This is a genomic window from Leptolyngbya sp. FACHB-8 (genome assembly GCF_014695575.1).
GTDB lineage: Bacteria > Cyanobacteriota > Cyanobacteriia > Elainellales > Elainellaceae > Vacuolonema.
Genome location: NZ_JACJOO010000053.1, coordinates 1 through 19,330 on the forward strand (window position 1 = coordinate 1; position 19,330 = coordinate 19,330).

Annotated in this window: 19 protein-coding genes and 1 tRNA gene; 11 read left to right on the forward strand and 9 right to left on the reverse strand. The window is 51.7% G+C overall.

Annotated elements, in window-relative coordinates; translation table 11 throughout:
• Positions 1-157: 157 nt before the first annotated feature.
• Both H6F91_RS12575 and H6F91_RS12580 read right to left on the reverse strand, forming a co-directional pair.
• The gene (locus H6F91_RS12575) at positions 158-946 is read right to left on the reverse strand and encodes an RNA methyltransferase (protein WP_190772046.1); all 789 of its coding nucleotides are present in this window, start codon (positions 944-946) and stop codon (positions 158-160) included.
• A gap of 334 nt (positions 947-1,280) precedes the next feature.
• Positions 1,281-1,364 (reverse strand) — tRNA-Leu (locus H6F91_RS12580).
• A gap of 246 nt (positions 1,365-1,610) precedes the next feature.
• On the opposite strand from H6F91_RS12580, the gene murA reads away from it, so the two are divergent.
• On the forward strand, positions 1,611-2,975 hold the full coding sequence (gene murA, locus H6F91_RS12585; protein WP_190772045.1) for a UDP-N-acetylglucosamine 1-carboxyvinyltransferase: 1,365 nt from the start codon (positions 1,611-1,613) through the stop codon (positions 2,973-2,975).
• Between the two features lie 59 nt (positions 2,976-3,034).
• Here the strand turns inward: murA and H6F91_RS12590 are convergent, their stop codons facing one another.
• Both H6F91_RS12590 and H6F91_RS28280 read right to left on the reverse strand, forming a co-directional pair.
• Positions 3,035-4,654 carry an MBL fold metallo-hydrolase gene (locus H6F91_RS12590; protein ID WP_190772059.1) on the reverse strand — a complete coding sequence of 540 codons (1,620 nt, stop codon included), beginning with the start codon at positions 4,652-4,654 and terminating at the stop codon, positions 3,035-3,037.
• Between the two features lie 158 nt (positions 4,655-4,812).
• Complete coding sequence (locus tag H6F91_RS28280) at positions 4,813-4,935, reverse strand: hypothetical protein (RefSeq protein WP_277874385.1); 123 nt, start codon at positions 4,933-4,935, stop codon at positions 4,813-4,815.
• Positions 4,936-5,164: 229 nt separating this feature from the next.
• Here H6F91_RS28280 and H6F91_RS12595 point away from each other — a divergent pair, with 229 nt between their 5' ends.
• Complete coding sequence (locus H6F91_RS12595; RefSeq protein ID WP_242035761.1) at positions 5,165-5,806, forward strand: DNA-3-methyladenine glycosylase; 642 nt, start codon at positions 5,165-5,167, stop codon at positions 5,804-5,806.
• Positions 5,807-5,877: 71 nt separating this feature from the next.
• Here H6F91_RS12595 and H6F91_RS12600 read toward each other — a convergent pair whose 3' ends face one another.
• Positions 5,878-6,096, reverse strand: coding sequence for an RNA-binding protein hfq (locus tag H6F91_RS12600; protein WP_190772044.1), 219 nt, complete (start codon positions 6,094-6,096; stop codon positions 5,878-5,880).
• Between the two features lie 244 nt (positions 6,097-6,340).
• On the opposite strand from H6F91_RS12600, the gene dapF reads away from it, so the two are divergent.
• On the forward strand, positions 6,341-7,189 hold the full coding sequence (dapF, locus tag H6F91_RS12605; RefSeq protein ID WP_190772057.1) for a diaminopimelate epimerase: 849 nt from the start codon (positions 6,341-6,343) through the stop codon (positions 7,187-7,189).
• Between the two features lie 60 nt (positions 7,190-7,249).
• Here dapF and H6F91_RS12610 read toward each other — a convergent pair whose 3' ends face one another.
• Positions 7,250-7,519: a YciI family protein gene (locus H6F91_RS12610; RefSeq protein ID WP_190772043.1), complete on the reverse strand. Its 270-nt coding sequence runs from the start codon at positions 7,517-7,519 to the stop codon at positions 7,250-7,252.
• A gap of 486 nt (positions 7,520-8,005) precedes the next feature.
• On the opposite strand from H6F91_RS12610, the gene H6F91_RS12615 reads away from it, so the two are divergent.
• From H6F91_RS12615 to ppk2, 4 genes are all read left to right on the forward strand, one after another.
• Positions 8,006-9,328 (forward strand): glycoside hydrolase family 10 protein, encoded by a 1,323-nt coding sequence (locus H6F91_RS12615; RefSeq protein ID WP_190772042.1) that lies wholly within the window; start codon positions 8,006-8,008, stop codon positions 9,326-9,328.
• A gap of 296 nt (positions 9,329-9,624) precedes the next feature.
• Entirely contained in the window at positions 9,625-10,095 is a 471-nt protein-coding gene (locus tag H6F91_RS12620; RefSeq protein WP_190772041.1) for a TFIIB-type zinc ribbon-containing protein, read from the forward strand.
• 52 nt (positions 10,096-10,147) lie between these two features.
• Positions 10,148-10,414 carry a hypothetical protein gene (locus tag H6F91_RS12625; protein ID WP_190772040.1) on the forward strand — a complete coding sequence of 89 codons (267 nt, stop codon included), beginning with the start codon at positions 10,148-10,150 and terminating at the stop codon, positions 10,412-10,414.
• Between the two features lie 378 nt (positions 10,415-10,792).
• Complete coding sequence (ppk2, locus tag H6F91_RS12630) at positions 10,793-11,695, forward strand: polyphosphate kinase 2 (RefSeq protein WP_199307794.1); 903 nt, start codon at positions 10,793-10,795, stop codon at positions 11,693-11,695.
• A gap of 216 nt (positions 11,696-11,911) precedes the next feature.
• Here the strand turns inward: ppk2 and H6F91_RS12635 are convergent, their stop codons facing one another.
• A complete protein-coding gene (locus H6F91_RS12635; protein WP_190772039.1) occupies positions 11,912-13,498 on the reverse strand; it encodes a B12-binding domain-containing radical SAM protein in 1,587 nt (528 codons plus the stop codon).
• Between the two features lie 749 nt (positions 13,499-14,247).
• Complete coding sequence (locus H6F91_RS12640; protein ID WP_190775869.1) at positions 14,248-14,436, reverse strand: hypothetical protein; 189 nt, start codon at positions 14,434-14,436, stop codon at positions 14,248-14,250.
• 95 nt (positions 14,437-14,531) lie between these two features.
• Here H6F91_RS12640 and H6F91_RS12645 point away from each other — a divergent pair, with 95 nt between their 5' ends.
• The 3 genes from H6F91_RS12645 (at position 14,532) to H6F91_RS12655 (ending at position 16,568) form a co-directional block, all read left to right on the forward strand.
• A complete protein-coding gene (locus H6F91_RS12645) occupies positions 14,532-15,581 on the forward strand; it encodes a M4 family metallopeptidase (protein ID WP_190775870.1) in 1,050 nt (349 codons plus the stop codon).
• Between the two features lie 150 nt (positions 15,582-15,731).
• On the forward strand, positions 15,732-16,052 hold the full coding sequence (locus tag H6F91_RS12650) for a protealysin inhibitor emfourin (RefSeq protein WP_190775871.1): 321 nt from the start codon (positions 15,732-15,734) through the stop codon (positions 16,050-16,052).
• Between the two features lie 42 nt (positions 16,053-16,094).
• Complete coding sequence (locus tag H6F91_RS12655) at positions 16,095-16,568, forward strand: hypothetical protein (RefSeq protein WP_190775872.1); 474 nt, start codon at positions 16,095-16,097, stop codon at positions 16,566-16,568.
• A gap of 387 nt (positions 16,569-16,955) precedes the next feature.
• On the opposite strand, the gene tkt is transcribed toward H6F91_RS12655, so the two are convergent.
• Positions 16,956-18,971: a transketolase gene (tkt, locus tag H6F91_RS12660; protein ID WP_190775873.1), complete on the reverse strand. Its 2,016-nt coding sequence runs from the start codon at positions 18,969-18,971 to the stop codon at positions 16,956-16,958.
• Positions 18,972-19,004: 33 nt separating this feature from the next.
• Here tkt and H6F91_RS12665 point away from each other — a divergent pair, with 33 nt between their 5' ends.
• Positions 19,005-19,298, forward strand: a complete 294-nt coding sequence (locus H6F91_RS12665; protein WP_190775874.1) for a hypothetical protein — start codon at positions 19,005-19,007, stop codon at positions 19,296-19,298.
• Positions 19,299-19,330 lie beyond the last annotated feature (32 nt).

Here is a 19,330-nt window from a genome sequence, read left to right on the forward strand (position 1 = left end):
AACACCGTTTGAGTGGGGTGGCAAGCGAGCGGCACGACGACAACGAGCGCGATCTAAACGACCTAAGCATCGATTAGGAGGGTCTGGGGCTGTAACCCAGTCCTTGGTGGCCTGAAATGCTCCACCTGAAATGGCAATACTCACGCCAGATGACCCACTAGTGAGACTTCAGCGATCGCTGACGCTGTGCTTCATATACGAGAAGGGCAGCGGCGATCGCCACATTCAGTGACTCTACCCCTGCTGCCAGAGGTATTTTGACCCCAACATCGGCCAGGGCGACTACGTCTGCTGACAATCCTGCCCCTTCATTGCCCAGCAGAAACAGAGAAGGTCGTGTCAGATCCACGTCCCAGTAAGTTGCGGTAGCTGTGGGTAGCGTTGCGATTACCTGCATCCCCAACGCTTGACATTGCCGCAATTGCCCTGGCAAATCCGCCGTTACAGCCATCGGCAGGCGGAACCACTGCCCTGCTGTGGATCGCAGCACCTTTGGGTTTTCCAGATCGACGCTGTCCTGGGTCAGCCACAGACTATCAACACCAGCCGCCGCAGCCGTACGAATGATGGTGCCCAGGTTTCCAGGGTCTTGCAAAGTTTCCAGGGCAAGCCCCAGGGTTGGGGCCGGTGGAATGGATTGGGGAGCCTGACGGGGCGCTGTGGCAACAATCCCATCGGGACTAACGGTCGTAGCGATCGCCTCCAGCACAGCCTCACTCACCAGTTCAAGGCGCTGAGCCTGGTGTTCCAGATAGGCCCAGAGGTCGGGATGGCGATCGCGCCACTCTGGGGTGCAGCATACCGTCTCTACAGAAAACCCTGCCGCCCGTGCTTCCTCCAACAGGTGTGTCCCCTCCAGCAAAAACAAACCCGTTTCCCGACGGGCTTTACTGCGATGCAGTTTCCGCATCTGCTTAACTAAGGGGTTTTGCAGGCTGGTTAACATGATCGATTGACAAAAGCGCAAGTCTACGCGACAGCAACACTAAAATTACTTTATCTAGAGAAAAGCTCAGACCAGGCGAGTTGATAATTCTGCTCTCGAAGCAATATCTCAGGTCAAGCACAAGCCTTACAACAATTTCAGCTAGCTAGAACAGTAAATATTAAGAAATTTGATATTTCTTTCAAAACTACCCAAAATGATAAGAGATTTCTCTACTTCGGCTTGTCGCAAAGTTCCGACTAGTACCCAGGCTGGAGAGAAACCTGCCAAAAAGAAATCCCCTAGACCATCAACTCGAAAGTTAAAGCCGGGGATTCTTTAAGGCAATGATTTATGCGGAACCCGGGACTTGAACCCGGAAGTCTTTGCAGACACTAGAACCTGAATCTAGCGCGTCTACCAATTCCGCCAGTTCCGCATGTGTTTTGCAGCACCGTTTGGCTTTGCATCACGATTTACCATTGTGCGGCATGAGCCCCTGCCTGTCAACAGGCAGTCGAAAGTTTTTTTTCCAGAATCGCCTGAGTCGCGCTAACCTGGCCTTGCAAGAGGCACAACTAAGCCTGGACAACCCAGGGGTTTCCGGTAGAATCAAAACCGTCGTGGGCGATAGCAGACGGCGTCATCCGGGATTACTTAGCCCTAGAGCCTGTTTACGCGAGTTTTGGAGGACAAACCTATCATTCGGCCTAACACTTCACTCAACCATTCTTCATCTGCCGAGGGTGCGGATGTCCTGCGAATCTGGGGGCAGCACCCCCTCTCCGGCGAAGTTCGTATTAGTGGTGCCAAAAACTCTGCGCTGGTTGTGATGGCCGGGGCTGTGCTGTGTCCTCAAGACTGTCGAATTCGCAATGTTCCGAATCTGATGGATGTAGCCCGGATGGGCGAGATTCTGGAATCTCTTGGAGTCAAGGTCAAGCGAACTGGCGACACTTTAGATATCGACGCCCGTCACATTGGTCAATCAAAAGCGCCTTATGAGCTGGTCAGCCAGCTGCGGGCCAGTTTCTTCGTGATTGGTCCATTGCTGGCGCGGCTCGGGGTTGCCCGAGTCCCCCTGCCAGGCGGCTGTGCAATCGGGGCACGGCCTGTGGACTTGCATGTGCGCGGCTTACAAAGCATGGGTGCCGAAATCCAGATCGATCAGGGCACGGTTTACGCCTGCATACCCGGATCTGGTGCCCGGCTGAAAGGAGCACGAATCTACATGGATTACCCCAGTGTAGGTGCTACAGAAACGCTGATGATGGCGGCTACCCTGGCTGATGGGGAAACTATCCTCGAAAATGCTGCCCAGGAACCTGAAGTCGTCGACCTGGCAAACTTCTGCCGAGCCATGGGGGCAAAAATTCGGGGTGCTGGCACCAACACCATCGTCATCTCAGGCGTCCCTAACCTACATTCGGTTGATTACTCCATCATTCCCGACCGGATTGAAGCCGGGACGTTTTTGGTTGCCGGTGCGATTACGCGATCGCCCATTACCATTACCCCCGTAGTACCCGACCATATTGCAGCGGTTGTCGCCAAACTACAGGCGATTGGTACCGAAGTCGTTGCCGAAGCTCCTAACCGCCTGCGGCTGGTGCCCGGAAATGAGCGTCGAGCTACGGATATCGAAACCCTACCCTATCCGGGTTTTCCGACCGATATGCAGGCCCAATTTACGGCACTCCTCGCGGTAAGCGAAGGCAACAGCGTGATCACCGAGACCGTATTTGAGAACCGTCTGCGTCATGTGGCAGAACTCAATCGTATGGGAGCTGACATTCGGGTGAAGGGCAGCAATGCCATCATCCGGGGTGTACCCTTCCTGACGGGTGTACCTGTGGATGCGAGTGACCTGCGAGCTTCCGCAGCCCTCGTCATTGCAGGCTTAGCAGCGCAGGGAATGACCACCATTCGCGGTCTGCACCATCTTGACCGGGGCTATGACAATCTGGAGGAAAAACTCCGCCGACTAGGAGCTAGAGTCCAACGGGTGCGGGATGATGTTCCGGTAGAAGAAGTGGTTTCCAACGCCTAGTTGCGCTATTCAGACTAGAAGTAGTGCGGTGCAAAGTACCGCACTGCTTTGTCATAGATCTACCCAGTTTGCGAATTATCCAAGGGGGGATAGGGCGCGATCGCCTCAAATGCAGGACAGTAGCCTTCAGGACTGACGCGGAAGCCATGGAGCGGTGATGCCTGGTTCCAACAGCGTTGGCCTCGGCAGTATTGGCAATTTTGGCAACACTCTGTGTCTGTGGGAAGCAGGCGATCGCGGTTGCGGTTCAGAACTTCTCGCTGGAGGACAGTGCGAATGACTAGTTCTTCGCCTTGCCAACGGGCTTCAACAACCCCTGTATCAGCGAACTGGGCCCAACGCGGATCAGCCATCAGGGTTTCGGGAAGCTGGATTTGTACACCGGTTTCCGTTTCCAGAAGTTCACCCTGGTAGTGGTTATCTGGCGGGGCCGGTTGGATAAAGGTTTCACCAACCGGCAGGTCTACGAGCGTGCCGACCGAAGGCGTATGGAGTTGGTAACGGTTTTGTAGTTCTTCTAGACTGGTGAGATCGGCCAGATACGTCGGCGGGCCATGGAAGAAGACAACGTGCTGAGGCCGCAGATTGTGAATGAGCTGGGTTGTGCTGGGGCCATCGCAGTGTTCGCTAAGCAGGTAGGTCTCCAGAGTAAGCTGACCACTCTGGAGAGCGGTTGGAAGGGAAGGCGATCGCGCCGTCCCAGTGGAGAGGATAGACTGAGTCGGGTCGAACTCTCCGGGCTGATGTGATAGCAGGAGCAACCAGGGAAAGGCACTCGCTTCCAGGTATGGTTCTAAAGCAGCCTCACGATGGCTTAAGACAATGCAGGGTTTCGACGATGAGAGGGCCTTGGACAAATTGGTATTGGGGAGTAGGCGACGTACGTGAGGCCGCACACGCTCGTCCCAAAATAAGGGTTGATGACGGGCAAAGTTTTGGACAGAGCTGGGCAGGTGGGGAAGCAGCGACAGGTACGCATCACACCCGGCAGCAATCATGGGATCGACCCAAATATCGATGTCGCGCCCAGTGAAATGGTGGTGGCTCCGCAGCAACATGAGCAACTCTTGGCCCAAGCCTAAAGTTGCCGTTGGCAGCAGGACAGAATGCTGGTGGGCGATCGCTCGATCAATCAACTCCGCCAGGTGGTTTTCCTGCTGACGGCGACGCGGGTGTCGGGCCGTGCCATAGGTCCCTTCAACAATCAGCACATCAGGACGTAAGCCCCGTAGTTCTTCTAAGGGCAAACCATTAACCAGACGTGCATTGGAAAGCAGAAAATCGCCTGAGTAGAAAACGGTATAGGAGCGGTCACGCCCCTCATAGGTCAGTTGCAATGCCGCGGCTCCTGGCAGATGGCCAGCAGGAAAAAGCTCGACGGTAAAGCCGGGCAGGAATTCGACAGGCGATCGCCACGGCAATGCCTGCCCCATAGATGCCCCAACCTCCGAATCATCCAACCAATTCAGCGGCAGGAGTTGAGTCGTGGCCTCGCTGGCGTAGATAGGTAGTTTTGGAAAAAGCCGATGTAACTCCAGCAGACCTCGGGCGTGATCTGCATGGGCATGGGAACAGAACACCGCATCCACTGGGGGCATCCCCCTGGCTGATGCCAGGAGCGGTGTCAGGTCGGTAAGGCCACAATCCAGCAAAATGCGATAGTTGCCCATCCGAACCATGAGGCAGACCCCCTCATGAAGGGAGTCGACCCCGTAGGGTAAACAGGCCAGTTCAGTCACTGTTCTCGGTGATGCGATCGCCTACAACTTGTAGCTCTGTTACAACATGGTGTCTTTCGCAGGTTGACCCGTGAAAAACGCACGGCTAAACCGAAGGCTTAGTGGGCTGAGCCGTTGCCATGGTAGTTGTCAGTGTCGTAGAACCCATTGCGGGTGCCGAAGAACAGGCAGGCCAGAATAAAGATAGGCGTCAGACCGAGCAAAATAACTTTAACGTCCATGTATTAACCTCGTTGTCTCGCCCGGAAGCGAGAGGGAAAACGGCTCATTTTGAAGGAGACTTTGATGTAACACGAAGGGAACATACTGTACCCTCCGTCATTACTATACAATCCCTTTTTTAGACCGCAGGAGCGTCAATACGCCAACTTCCGGTAAGTTTTGTGAAAGGATGACGCCGCTGGGCTTTTATACAATCTACCGATTGTTATTGCCTACAGACATCGTTCTATGGCTGCATTCATGTTGACAAATATCTCTACCCCGCTAGATCCAAACTCTCCCATCGACACGGAATGGTTGTCGCGCTGTGCGACTGACGTTGCTCCAGACCTGCTGGGGTGTGTCCTCGTACGGCAGTGGTCGGATGGTAGTTGCATCCGTGGATTGATTGTCGAAACCGAAGCTTATATCCCTGGAGACCCTGCTTGCCATGCTTACCGTCGTCGCACCACTCGAAACGCTGTCATGTTCGGCCCACCAGGCTTTTCCTACGTTTATCTAATTTATGGAATATACCATTGCCTCAATGTGGTGACTGACCAGGATGGCGTTCCAAGTGCCGTACTCATTCGCGCTCTTCAGTTTGATAGCCTCCCCCCAGAGGCTCCTGTCCGTCAGGAAAAACTGAGCCGAGTAGGAGCCGGACCGGGCAAGCTCTGCCGCGCCCTTGGCATTAATCTCAGCCTGACCGCTCAACCCCTCAAACCCGGCGAACCCCTCTGGCTAGAGCATCGATCGCCCCAATGGCAACAGGCTCAGGAGGCGGGGGCGATCGCCATCACCCAAACAACCCGCATCGGGCTCACCCAGGGCACGGATCTCCCCTGGCGTTGGTACGTTACCGATTCTCCCGCAGTCTCACGCCGCTAAAAAAGCATGGTTGCCGGGTTGTGTGAGCAAAGCTCACACAACCCGGCAACCATGGAATTATGAAAATGTGTTTAGAGCATCTTCGGCTTCATATAGACAATAGCCGTGCGCCAAACAATGGTGGGTTGGTCGTAATGATCCACCACACAGATGCAGTTAGTATCCTGCCAGCGCATTTTTCCTGTAATGAGATCATTCGTAATCAGCTTCAGCTCAACTTCCTGCCCATCACGAATCAAGGTTTGAATTTGCCGGATGCTTGGTAAGCCAGTTTCCAGTTCCGTAGCCATAGGGGCGATCGCTCAACAACGAAATGTTACTCGTTCAAACTATAGCCATTTCTGGAAAGAGTGGCATCTTTTGGGGGAGAGAGGGTAGAGGGCAGAGGGCAGGAGATTACGAGTAGGCAAGGAATTAGTTGCTCTGGCAAGCTTCTGTCTCTGCTCCCCATCTTCAGCCTAAATTTCCCTTCTGCCTCCTGCCTTCTGCCCTCTGCCTTCATTAGATAATAAGCAAAGTGACTTTCTGGAGTAGCTGGGAATGGAGTTCAAAAAGTACCACGGGCTGGGCAATGATTTTGTTTTGTTGGATAACCGCCATCAACCTGAGCCATTAATTACGCCGGAGGAAGCGGTGAAGTGGTGCGATCGCCACTTCGGCATCGGTGCCGATGGCGTCATTTTTGCCCTTCCCGGCCAGGATGGGACGGACTACACCATGCGAATTTTCAATTCCGATGGGTCAGAGCCAGAGATGTGCGGCAACGGTATTCGCTGTCTGGCCCGCTTCCTGGCAGATTTAGAAACCGCGGAGACAGGAACTTCGCGCCCGGTCTACAACGTGCATACTCTGGCAGGAACGATGGTGCTGCGGATGCAGGCCGATGGACAGGTGACAGTGGATATGGGTCTACCTCGATTACTGGCAGAGGAAATCCCTACAACACTGGGAGAGCCTGGTACCAAGGTGATTGACCAAACTCTGGAGGTCGCCGGGCAGAACTGGCAGGTTACCTGCGTCAGCATGGGTAATCCTCACTGCATCACGTTTGTAGATGATGTAGCCGCCATTCCTCTGGAGCAGATTGGACCTCAGTTTGAAAATCACTCTGTGTTCCCCAAACGCATCAATACAGAATTTATCGAAGTAGTGCGCCCAGATTACCTGAAGATGCGGGTGTGGGAGCGGGGCGCTGGTATTACCCTGGCTTGTGGCACAGGGGCCTGTGCATCCTTGGTAGCGGCTGTGTTGAATGGGAAGAGCGATCGCCGCGCCACCGTCGAACTCCCCGGCGGCCCTCTGCAAATTGAGTGGAATGAAACCGATCAGCATCTGTACATGACAGGGCCAGCAACCCTCGCATTTGCTGGACAGGTTGCATAGCTGCATTCCAAACACTGAGGGCAAAAGGCGCGTGGAGCATTACCCCACGCGCCTTTTGCCTTAGATAGCTTGAATCCACTCCATCACGGTGTATTCCGTCCAGATGCCATTTTTCCAGTAGGGATCGCCTTCTACGAGCGATCGCACGGTCGCTTCATCTGGTGCATCATAAATGGCAAAAACCTTTGTCACATCTTTAGTTGGGCCAATGGTCACTAACACCCCAGACTCTTTCTGCTGGGCTAGACCATCCAGATGAGCTTGCCGAAACGGTGCCCGCTTTTCTAACACATCCTCGCAATAGCTGCCCCACATTACATACTTTGGCATTGTCATCACTCCAGACCACTTCGACTCTTCACTATGCCATCAATCCTGGCCATCAATCCTAGTACTCTGCTCAGGAATTTTTGAGGGGTCTACAACCCCTCAAAAATTCCTTAAATTTAATTTTTAAGTGTGGGGTTACCCCATGCTTAAAAACTGACAGACCGCTAATACGCTGAGGCAGAAATCCATCACCTATGTTTTGTGTGGGGTGCTTCGCACTCCACACAAAACATAAGTTGCGAACTTAGGCCGCAGCCTACTAGTCATCACCCCTGGATTGTGTTGCAAATATGTGGATGATTGGGAGGGGCGGCCGTGCCTCCCCTCCCAATCATCCACAGAAATTTACACCTGGACAAAATTTTGATATTCAAGCGATTCAGTAGAAACATCCTGCTGAGCAACACATTCTTTGATAGATATAAATGTCTGTGACCTAAGATTGAGGCGAGATTTCCCACCGTTGGTTTTGCAGTGTTGGAGCCTATGAGATCGCAATTTTGTGCAGGATGGCAGTTCGGCCATAGACGTTCTGTCTGGAAGAAGCTTAAATACAGCGTTCTAATTCTATTAGCCGTGCTGACTACGTACCTGACGGGGTTGGGGGGAGCGATCGCCCAGCAAGTTCCCATTACCAATTTTCCAGAAGTTCCTGGTGCTGACTCAGTTCTGCCAGCCCCTACACCTATACCCACTCGCTCCTTTCAGGAAATTCGAGGGGTTTGGGTGACGACGAATGACATGGATATTTTGCGCGACTCCTTCCAGTTGCAGCAAGCCATGGCTCAGCTCTCGGCCCTTAACTTCAACACGGTCTACTCCGTCGTGTGGAATTCAGGTTACGTGTTGTATCCCAGCCCTGTCGCCCAGCGAGAAGGTATCCAACCCTTTGTATGGCGTGGCGTTGATGGGCAGGATATGTTGGCCGATTTGGTCAACCATGCCCATCGGCAGGGATTACTGGCCATCCCCTGGTTCGAGTTTGGCTTTATGGCTCCGCCCCTCTCGGAGCTGACCATGAACCATCCCAACTGGCTCACCCAGCGGCAGAATGGCACCAATACTTCCGTCAGCGGTGCCGGAGAAGTGAACTGGCTCAATCCCTTCAATCCGGAAGTGCAGCAATTCATTACCGACCTGGTACTGGAGGTCGTGACCCGCTACAATGTCGATGGGATTCAGTTTGACGACCACACCAGCCTGCCTGTGGAATTTGGCTATGACTCCTATACCATGGGCCTCTACGAGCAAGAAACCGGACAACCGCCCCCAGCCAATGCCCGCGATGCCGCCTGGATGCGCTGGCGTGCCGACAAGCTCACAGCTTTTATGACGCGGCTGCATGATGCCGTGAAAGCCCGCAAACCCAACATTATTTTCTCAGTGTCACCCAACCCCTACGACACAGCCTATAACAGCTACTTACAGGATTGGCTGACCTGGGTGCGTCAGGGTATTGTTGATGAGTTGCTGGTGCAGGTGTATCGCCCAGATATTGGCAGCTTTACGGACCAAATTAGCCGCCCAGAAATTCAAGAGGCGCGACAACTCATCCCTACGGCAGCCGGAATTCTCACGGGCTTACGGAATCAGCCTGTACCCATGCGGTTGATTCAGTCGAAGATTCAGGCCGCGCGATCGCGCGGATTAGGTGTCGCTTTCTTCTTCTACGAAAGCCTTTGGGACGAAGCCCCAGAGCCTCCAGCAGAACGGCAGTCTAGCTTCCAGGTGATGTTCCGGGCTCCGGCGGTACGAACACGGCTGGCGGCGGCTCCTGCACCGATGCCAGAGCCGACGTTGGATTGGTAATCGGTAAACCTCCTGCATGAATCGGTTTTTGAGGGTGTCAATTGTTGCGCGGCAAAGCTACGCAACAATTGACACAGGAAGTCTCGTAATCGGTCATCATTTATGGCGTGTGGGAAGGTGAGCACCTAATTTTGCAGCCGATGAGCTTAGATATCCAGATTCCTGGAGAATTTAGGGATCTGAGTAGCTTTGGTTCGAATAGTTTTTCTGAGACCCTTGATTTTGTGTACACGACACGCAAAATCAAGGGTTTTTAAGAAGAATGGTCCAGCCTATTGTCGGTGCCTGGAGGGAGTATGACTCGATTTTTGGATACGGGAAAATCTCTCGATGCTTTTCAGGATGAGGTTTTAGTGCGTTGTCCTAATTGCCAGGGCTGTGCAATGATCCGACTGGTTACCCCCAACGATACGAGTGGTTGGTTTGCGCCTCGTCGCCTAACGTGTTCAGCCTGCGGTACTGCCCAGGATTGGACGGACACGATGGTTCAGTTTAAAGCCAGTGAGCCGACGGATGCCTTTTTTCGGTATCCGTTGTGGCTGCAAACGCCCTGCTGTAATCAGATTTTATGGGCCAACAATCAAGAGCATCTGGATTTCCTGGAAAACTTTGTTCGGGCAACATTACGGGAGCGGCAACCGGACGATCGCTATGGCTGGTTCAATCAGAGCCTCGCATCACGCTTACCCAAGTGGATGCAGTCGCGCAAGCATCGTGATGAAGTATTGAGGGCGATCGCTAAACTCCGCACTAAGCTTCCTTCCTAAGGATCTGGATTTGGTAACCTGTAATGGTCCTTAGGTAAATGAGGAGGATGGGATGGGTACAGGTTGGTTGATTCCAGAACAGGGTTTCTTAAGTTTGGTAAGCTACCGCAGCATCCTCAGCATCGGTAGTGCCGGAAGTATTTTGAGTATTGGCAGCGTCGGTAGCATTCTGAGTATTGGCAGCGTCGGGAGTATTTTAAGTTTTGGAAGCGCCGGAAGCATCTTAAGCGCATTTAGTGCCGGAAGCATTTTATCTGTATTGAGCGTTAGCACAATTCTCAAAACCCTTCGCTTTACGATGGGAATTCCGATGGAGTAATACTGTTAGGCCTTACACATCTTTGTTGTGTGTTGTGCGGCGCACACCACACACAACAAAGTTTTTGTATTAGCTGTAACGTTTGTACAGCACTTTTCAAGCCTATGAGGTACAAGTTATTTTTGTGAGAGCCTCGCTCCGCGAGGCTCTCACAAAAATAGCTGCATTTTATTCAAGCGCAAAGCGCTGTATCTTTGCTTTCAGTTGCAAAACTTTGAAGATTTGTTCGAAGCCAAAACATTAGAAAAACTATAGAAATTCAAGGCATTATCCTACTTTAGAGTGGATTAAAGTGACATGCCTCACAAGAAGCCGGATCTCGCTATGAACCCTAAAAAGCTTGATGAGTTCGTAACATCCACCAACGGCAGCTCATTAATGGCTTCCCAAAAGAAGAAAAAATCTAAAAAGAAGAAATCTAAAGAGAAACAACTCAAAGAAAAACATTTAGAAGAAGCCAGTCCTCTACATTTAGAGAAACAAACAACCGAGGATGAAGGAAGTTCCAAACTCACCAATAAATACTACGAGAAAGAACTGGCGAAGCTACAGCTAGAGCTGGTCAAAATGCAGTATTGGGTAAAGTTTACCGGAGCCCGGATCATCATTGTGTTTGAAGGGCGGGATGCCGCCGGAAAAGGGGGCACCATCAAGCGCATTACTGAGCCAATGAATCCACGGGGATGTCAGATTGTGGCTTTGGGAACGCCGAGCGATCGCGAAAAGACCCAATGGTACTTCCAACGCTATGTGGCGCACCTGCCTGCTGCGGGCGAAATTGTCTGCTTCGATCGCAGTTGGTACAACCGGGCCGGGGTTGAATATGTGATGGGCTTTTGCTCTGCCGATGAGCATCGGGAGTTTCTACAAACCTGCCCTGAGTTTGAGCGGATGCTGGTGCGATCGGGCATCATCCTACTGAAATATTGGTTCTCCGTCAGTGATGAAGAACAGGAGCGCCGCTTCCAGGCTCGCATGACTGACCCCGCCCGCCGCTGGAAACTGAGCCCAATGGATTTAGAGTCGCGCGATCGCTGGGTCGAATACTCCAAAGCAAAAGACGTGATGTTTGCCCATACCAACATCCCTGAAGCTCCCTGGTTTACCGTCGAGGCCGATGATAAAAAGCGGGCTCGGCTCAACTGCATTCACCATATTCTGAGCAAAGTTCCCTATGTCGATATGACACCAGATCCTCTAGAACTGCCGCCACGAAAATCTGGTGGAGGGTATGTGCGACCTCCGCGAAACGAACAGTTTTTTGTACCAGAAGTTTACTAAACCTGAATTCAGGTTAAGGGCGTTTTCGAGTGCCGCGCGACGCGCGGCACTCGAAAACGCTCATTTTGGCGTAACTTCCGTTTAGCAACACAAAACAGATGCTGGCATCACTACTTTGCGATGTCAAAAGTTGAGGGGTTCTATATGGGGGGATTACAAGGAGCGTGTGTAGGCTTTGCCTCTATACGCTCCTTCAAGGAAAGGCTCACAGTCGCCCTACCCCGCAACAGCAAGTTCCCGTTCCTGGGAAGCGGGAGCTTCCCCAAGGGGATCGAAGCCAATTTGTTGGGTGATGCGTTCACGGGCTAAGGTGCGGTACTCCAGGAAGTGTTCCCCTGCGGCACAGAGGCCAATGTAGAGATTGAGGAATTGGGGTTTCTGGGTGGCGATCGCCCAAAACTGTTGCCAGAACTGCCGTCGGGCACCTTCTTGATAGATGCCTCGAATCCAAAAGAGCCGGGCCGTTAGATTCAGGCTTTTACCCAGGGGGAAGTGCACATTCTGGTGCAACCGAGGGTTGGCAGTAATGTTGAGACATTGCTCGAAGCAACGCCGCAGGTAATTTTTAGGTTCATAGAGGTACCACAGGGTGTGGGCATATTCTTGGGCAATTTCTACAAGGGGACGAGTAGGTACAAAGTTCATCAAGCAGTTTTGGTCCCCAACCTCTGTAATGCCTTGACTTTGCAACAGTCGCTCTTCCTTCTCTAGCCGCTGCCACAACGCAGTGTTTGGCAACGCCTGGAGAACGCCGAGCATGGGTTGAGGGATGCTCGTCGCTTCAACAAAGGCACGAATGCGATCGCCCGCCCCTGCCCGCTCGCCATCAAACCCAAGAATAAATCCGGCATAAATGAGCAAGCCCGCCTCGTTAATGGTGCGGCACGCTTCAATTAAAGGATTGCGAGTGTTCTGCTGCTTGCGGGTGACTTGCAGACTATCCTGATCCGGCGTTTCAATTCCCAAGAACACCCCGTAGAACCCTGCCTGAGCCATTAGATCCAGAAGTTCTGTATCCTCCGCCAGGTTTACCGACGCCTCGGTGAGGAAGGTAAATGGGTAATTGCGGGCTTCCATCCAGGGAATTAACTCTCGCAGCAACCGTTTGACATTGCGCTGATTACCGATGAAGTTGTCATCCACGATAAAGATTGAACCTCGCCAACCCAAATCGTAGAGGGATTGCAGTTCTGCCAGGGTCTGGCCAGGTTCTTTGGTGCGAGACTTACGCCCATAAAGGCTGATAATGTCGCAAAACTCGCAGTTGAACGGGCACCCCCGCGAAAACTGAATAGCCATCATCAAGTACTGGTCACGCTGAAGTAACTCAAAGCGTGGAATAGGACTGGTGGTAACGTCAGGTTTTTCACTCGTACGGAAAGTTCCCTGTTCCTGCCCCTGGGCGATCGCCTCCAAAAACATTGGAATCGTAATCTCCCCCTCATCCAAAATCAAATAATCTGCTCCGTTCTGTAGAGCAGGTTCAGGGACAGAGGTCGGGTAAGGACCACCCACAGCAACCTTTTTGCCAAAGCGATCGCCCTTCCGAATCAACTCATGAAAATCTTCTTTTTGGGCTAGCATTGCCGAGAGAATGACAATATCACACCATTCCCAATCTGCATCAGTTTCGGGGCTAACATTGCGGTCATAAAACCGAATTTCCCATTCTTTTGGAAGCAATGCAGCGACAGTCAGAATACCTAAGGGTGGAATGGTTGCCTTCAGCCCAGCCAGCTCCATGAAGCGATCGTAAGACCAAAATGTTTTTGGAAATTGAGGATAGAGCAATAATGCTTTCATAATCTTTCCTCTAATCAGCTTAAATTAAATCTGATTGATCCTCCCACAGGCAATCACGGCCTCCATTACCCCAAAGGGGTAGATTTAGAAAACCTATTTTGTGCGTTTGAACAAACGAATTAAAGCATTGTTATTAGATATACCGAACTCTACAAGGCAATCCCAATTCTATTTTATGCAGCATTGCTTTAAGAACATAAGTTTTTGACAGATATAGCGCCCAAAATCTGTGTAGCAAAACAGCTCCAGCAAACACGCAGATTGCATACATTTCAGAAAAAGTATACTTTCTTTAAGCAAGATTAACGTGTAACTCTTCCTGCTAGGGGGAGTGAGAGCCCTCATCATGTGATCCTTTTTTCAAACCCGTACCTTTATATAAATAACGTTAAGACTATTGAGTATTTCAGTTCGCCATAGCGTTTCTATATGATTTATGGAATACCTATTAAAAGATGAGTACATTCCATCTTTCAAAGGGTAGTTAGAACCTGCTTAAATCGGTTGATGTTTCGCACCGTTTAAAAACGGAGTATAAATCTCTTCAAAATTTTTTCACTTGCCGTTTTCTAAGTCGGCTTCAACGATGTAGAAATGGCACTTTCAGCCATTCCCTGAGATGTTATTTCTTATGCTGCAACATTATTTCAAATATCGTTCAGCAATACTCTGGACAGTTTTTCTGAAACCTTTGATTTTGCGTGCGCGAAGCGCACGCAAAATCAAAGGTTTCAGAAAAACTGTCCGAACTAATGTTCAGGAAACGTCTGAAAGTTGATGGTTTCAAAAACTTCAACAACCCACGGAAGCTTAGCAGGATTTGCTATGGTTTGGGCATCGCCAGGTAGGAGGGCGATCGCCAACCCCGTCCTGTAATCGATTGAATCAGCCTGGAATAGCTGACCGTTTCCCTGTAGTGGATCGGAGGCTTTGCTCACTTACTTAAGGCGATCGCCCCGTCATAAGCCCCTAACTGCAACGGTTTCCACCCATTTCACGACTCCCATTACGCCCCAAAAGGAGAAGGATTTCGATGGTTTTACGTCAACATACCTGCTTTGGTAAATGTACGTGTCAGTTCATTCCTCCCATTGTCACCAGCAACCTGTCCAAATCGGGAGTTGAAGCAGCACGGACAAGTTCTCTGGAAAGCCAACGGCAACGCGCCCGCCGCACCCAGAAGGACATTAGTGTAACCTTATTGGCTATGGCTCAGACCGGTCAAAGCCTACGGCAAGTGTATGACTGTCAAAGTAAGTGGGTACAACGGGTTAAACTCATTCGCGAAGAAGGGGCTGCTGCCATCACAGATCCCGTTGCCAACCAGGTTTATGACAGTGTTGGTATTGTTCGCGAATTCTTCAAAACAGTTTTAGGCCGAAATTCCATCGACAACTTGGGCCTAAATCTCGTCCTCAACGTCCATTTCGGCAAAAAGTATATGAATGCTTTTTGGGATGGGGATGAAATGACCTTTGGCGACGGTGATGGCAAAATCTTTACCAATTTTGCTCAATCCCTGGATGTCATTGCCCACGAATTAGCCCATGGCGTGACTCAGTACACAGCCAATTTGGAATACAAGAACCAATCGGGAGCCCTCAACGAAAGTTTCTCGGATGTATTTGGCAGTGCCATCACTCAATACGCTAAGGGTGAAACAGCCGATACAGCGGACTGGCTGATTGGAGACGAAATTATGGGGCCAGAGTTGTATGGCGAAGCACTGCGTTCCATGAAAGACCCTGGCACCGCCTATGACAACGCCCTCATGGGCAAAGATCCTCAGCCCGCCCATATGAAGGACTACTATACAGGAGCTGAAGATAATGGCGGGGTTCACATTAACAGCGGTATCCCCAACAAAGCCTTTTATTTAACAGCCATGGACATTGGCACCGACAAAGCGGTGCAAATTTGGTATGCCGGTCTATTACGCCTTACGGCTACTGCTGATTTCAATATGGCGGCCAGTGCTTTAGTGGAAGCAGCCCGGGTACTCGTCCGGGATGGCAAAGTTCCTGTCGGTTCCCCTCAAGTCGTGCGCAGTGCATTTCGAGCGGTGGGCATTCCAATCGTTTAAGAAGAGGATTGATTTTGCAGGGATGTCCCTGCAAAATCAGCCTCAAATCACCATGAAATATGATTTTGCACATCCAGACCGGATCTGACGCTGGTTCATGAAGTCATTGCTGCGCCAATATATCAGGGGTTTGCTCTTTCTGTTGGAGGAATGATGCTGATTCACTACAGCAGCTCAGGAGGCTTTGCCAATCTCCGCCTGACGTACTCTGTTGACACCACCAAATTACCCCAGGAACTCGCCCAAGAACTGGAGCGTCTGGTCAATCAAACAAAGTTTTTTACGTTACAAGCGGCACCTGCGATTTCCGCTGCAGGAGGGCTGCCGGACATGATGCAATACGAGATTTCAATCCAGCAGGGTGAGGAGCGGCGATCGCTCCACTACAACGATATGACCATGCCAGAACAACTGCGATCGCTCCAGGAGCGTCTTCAGGAATTGGCTCTGGAGCAGCGGTCCCAATCATAGCTCCACTCAATTCAGGCTCAAATACGAGCCAGGTTCTTTGATATGAAACATCCAAAATACGGATTATGGTTCCAGAGAACAGGTTTGATCGTCTCTCTGGCAGCACTGCTATTGGTGGGAGCCCAGCCCAATGCTGCATTTTCTTGCCAGCGGGTTCCAGGAAATCAGATTTCTGCTCGTCTGGATCAACCTTTTCAATTGGGGGTTCAACAACAGATCGTTATTGATGGGCTCACGATTCAATTCCTTGGTGTATCCGACGACTCCCGCTGCCCTAGCAATGTCCAGTGCATATGGGCCGGGCAGGTGAGTGCCCGGTTCCGGGTCAGCGCCAACGATGCCCCTGCTGAAGAGGTTGTGCTAACCAAAGGTGCAGGTGCCGATGCGCAATCCAGCACAACGGTGGGCCGCTATCACATTCAATTGAGTGAAGTAGCCCCTTATCCCAACACGCAACAACCCATTGAAGCAGGTGACTACACCGTAACGCTCACCATTACCTCCAATCCTCAGTAAAAGAGGGTGCATCTCAGTTTTGTGAATGTGGCAGACTTCGCCACATTCACAAAACCTGAGTTCGGGTTAAGGGTGTTTTCGAGTGCCGCGCGACGCACGGCACTCGAAAACGCTCATTTTGACGTGCGCAAAGCGCACGTCAAAATGAGCACTTCAGCTTATCCCGAACTGAGGTTGAATAGATAGCGATTATGAAGTTTGGGAAAACGCGATCGCATAACCATTCCCTCAACCGTTTTGACCCCAACTCATCGTACCCAGCCAGAGAGTATTACGGCGATGTCCAGCCTGACGCAATTTGGTTCGAAGAGTTATTTTTGAGAAGCCTTAGAACGCAAAAGAGGGGGCGATCGCCCCCTCTTTCTTCAAAAGCAAGCTCTCAGCCGATTAACCCAGCAAAGCTTTGGCTTTAGCAACCACGTTATCGACGGTGAAGCCAAACTTCTCCATACAAACGTTGCCAGGAGCCGATGCACCGAAGCGATCGATGCTCACAGTGTCGCCATCAGAGGTGACATACTTGTGCCAACCCATGCTGATACCGGCTTCCACCGCTAGACGCTTGGTCACAGCCTTAGGCAGTACGGACTCTTTGTAAGCTTCATCTTGCGCTTCAAACAGATCCCACGCAGGCATGGACACAACACGCACTTTCTTGCCTTCAGCAGTCAGCTGAGCAGCCGCATCCACGCAGAGGCTCACTTCGGAACCAGTCCCAATCAGAATCAGGTCAGGAGTACCGTCGCATTCCACAACGGTGTAAGCACCCTTCGCAACACCTTCAATGGAAGAACCAGCCAGGTTGGGCAGGTTTTGACGGGTCAATGCCAACAGGGTCGGCTTCTTCGCAACAGCATTCTCAATCGCCACCTTGTAGGCACCGGAGGTTTCGGTGCCATCAGCGGGACGCAGAACGGTCAGGTTGGGAATAGCACGTAGGGAAGCGATGGTTTCCACAGGCTGGTGAGTGGGGCCATCTTCACCCAGAGCAATGGAGTCGTGGGTCATCACCCAGATCACGCCTACCTGAGCCAGAGCCGACAGACGGATGGAAGCCCGCATGTAGTCGGTGAATACCAGGAAGGTCGCACCGTAGGGAATCAGGCCGGAGTTATGCAGGGAAATCCCATTACAGATAGCGCCCATACCATGCTCACGCACACCGAAGCGCAGGTTGCGATTCTCGTAAGCGCCCTTCTGGAAGCTGCCGCTGATCTTCAACTCCGTCAGGTTGGAGTGGGTCAGGTCAGCAGAACCACCAATCAGTTCAGGCAGGACGGGAGCCAGAGCATTCAAGCAGATCTCGGAGTGCTTCCGGCTGGCTAGAGCTTTGTCTTCGGGGGTATAAACGGGCAGAGCCTTATCCCAACCCTCGGGCAGTTTGCCACTCAGGAAGCGCTCGAACAGAGCCGCCTCTTCAGCGTACTTCGTCTTGTACTGAGCCCAGGTTTCGTTCCACTCAGCCTCCAGGCTGGCACCGCGATCAATCGCCTGGCGCATGTGGCTGAGAGCGTCATCGGGAATCACAAAGGGATCGTAAGTCCAACCCAGGTTATCGCGGGTCAGCTTGTTCTCATCAGCGCCCAAAGGTGAACCGTGAACACCGGCGGTGTTGTTCTTGTTGGGGGAACCGTAGCCGATGGTGGTGGTGACCTTAATCATGGTCGGCTTGTCGGTAACCGCTTTGGCTTCTGCGATCGCCTTCGCAATACCTTCCAGGTCGTTGTTTCCATCTTCGACGTGCAGCACGTGCCAGCCATAAGCTTCGAAACGCTTGCTGACATCTTCGGTGAAGGAGATTTCGGTGTTGCCGTCGATAGAAATGTGGTTGTCGTCATACAGAGCAATCAGCTTGCCCAGACCCAGGTGACCCGCCAGGGAGCAGGCTTCACCGGAAACCCCTTCCATGTTGCAGCCATCACCCAGGATGACGTAGGTGTAATGATCAACCAGCTTCAGATCATCTTTGTTGAAGCGGGCCGCCAGGTGGGCTTCAGCCATAGCCAAACCAACCGCGTTGGCAATCCCCTGACCCAGAGGGCCGGTAGTAACTTCTACACCAGGGGTCTCGAAGTTTTCGGGGTGACCGGGGGTTTTAGAGCCCCACTGACGGAAATTTTTGACATCATCCAGTGTCACGCTGTCGAAGCCAGCCAGGTACATCAGGGCATACTGCAACATGCACCCGTGACCCGCAGACAATACGAAGCGATCGCGATTGAACCACTGCGGATTTTTGGGATTGATCCGCAGAAATTGATCCCACAGCACAAAGGCCATCGGCGCTGCACCCATGGGCAGACCGGGGTGACCAGATTTGGCTTTTTCGACGGCATCAATCGCGAGAAAACGAATCGAATTTACGCAAAGCGCTTCAAGGGTTTGGGTGGTTGCAACAGCCATGACTTCCTCTATTCAAGTGGCGTGGACAGGGGTATGACGGGCAAATTTGGGCGATCGCACCAAACACTGCTTTTGGAAACAGTAAGCAACTATACCTATTGCCCTTTACTTGTAGTGTATACCACTGTGCTCCTAATCTATCCTGCCATCAAATGGCAGGAAGCAACGTTTCTGGAAAAGGAAGTTTGGGGAGAATTTATCACTCCTGTAGAGCTAGCTAACATTGCTTCAGGGCCAATACTTGGGTGGGATGGAAGGAGAACAATTCAGCTCACTCAACACTGGGCATTGCTCAATAAAGCTATGAAATGGGGTGTGGAATCGTAGTTCCACACCCCATTTCATAGCTTTATTGAGTA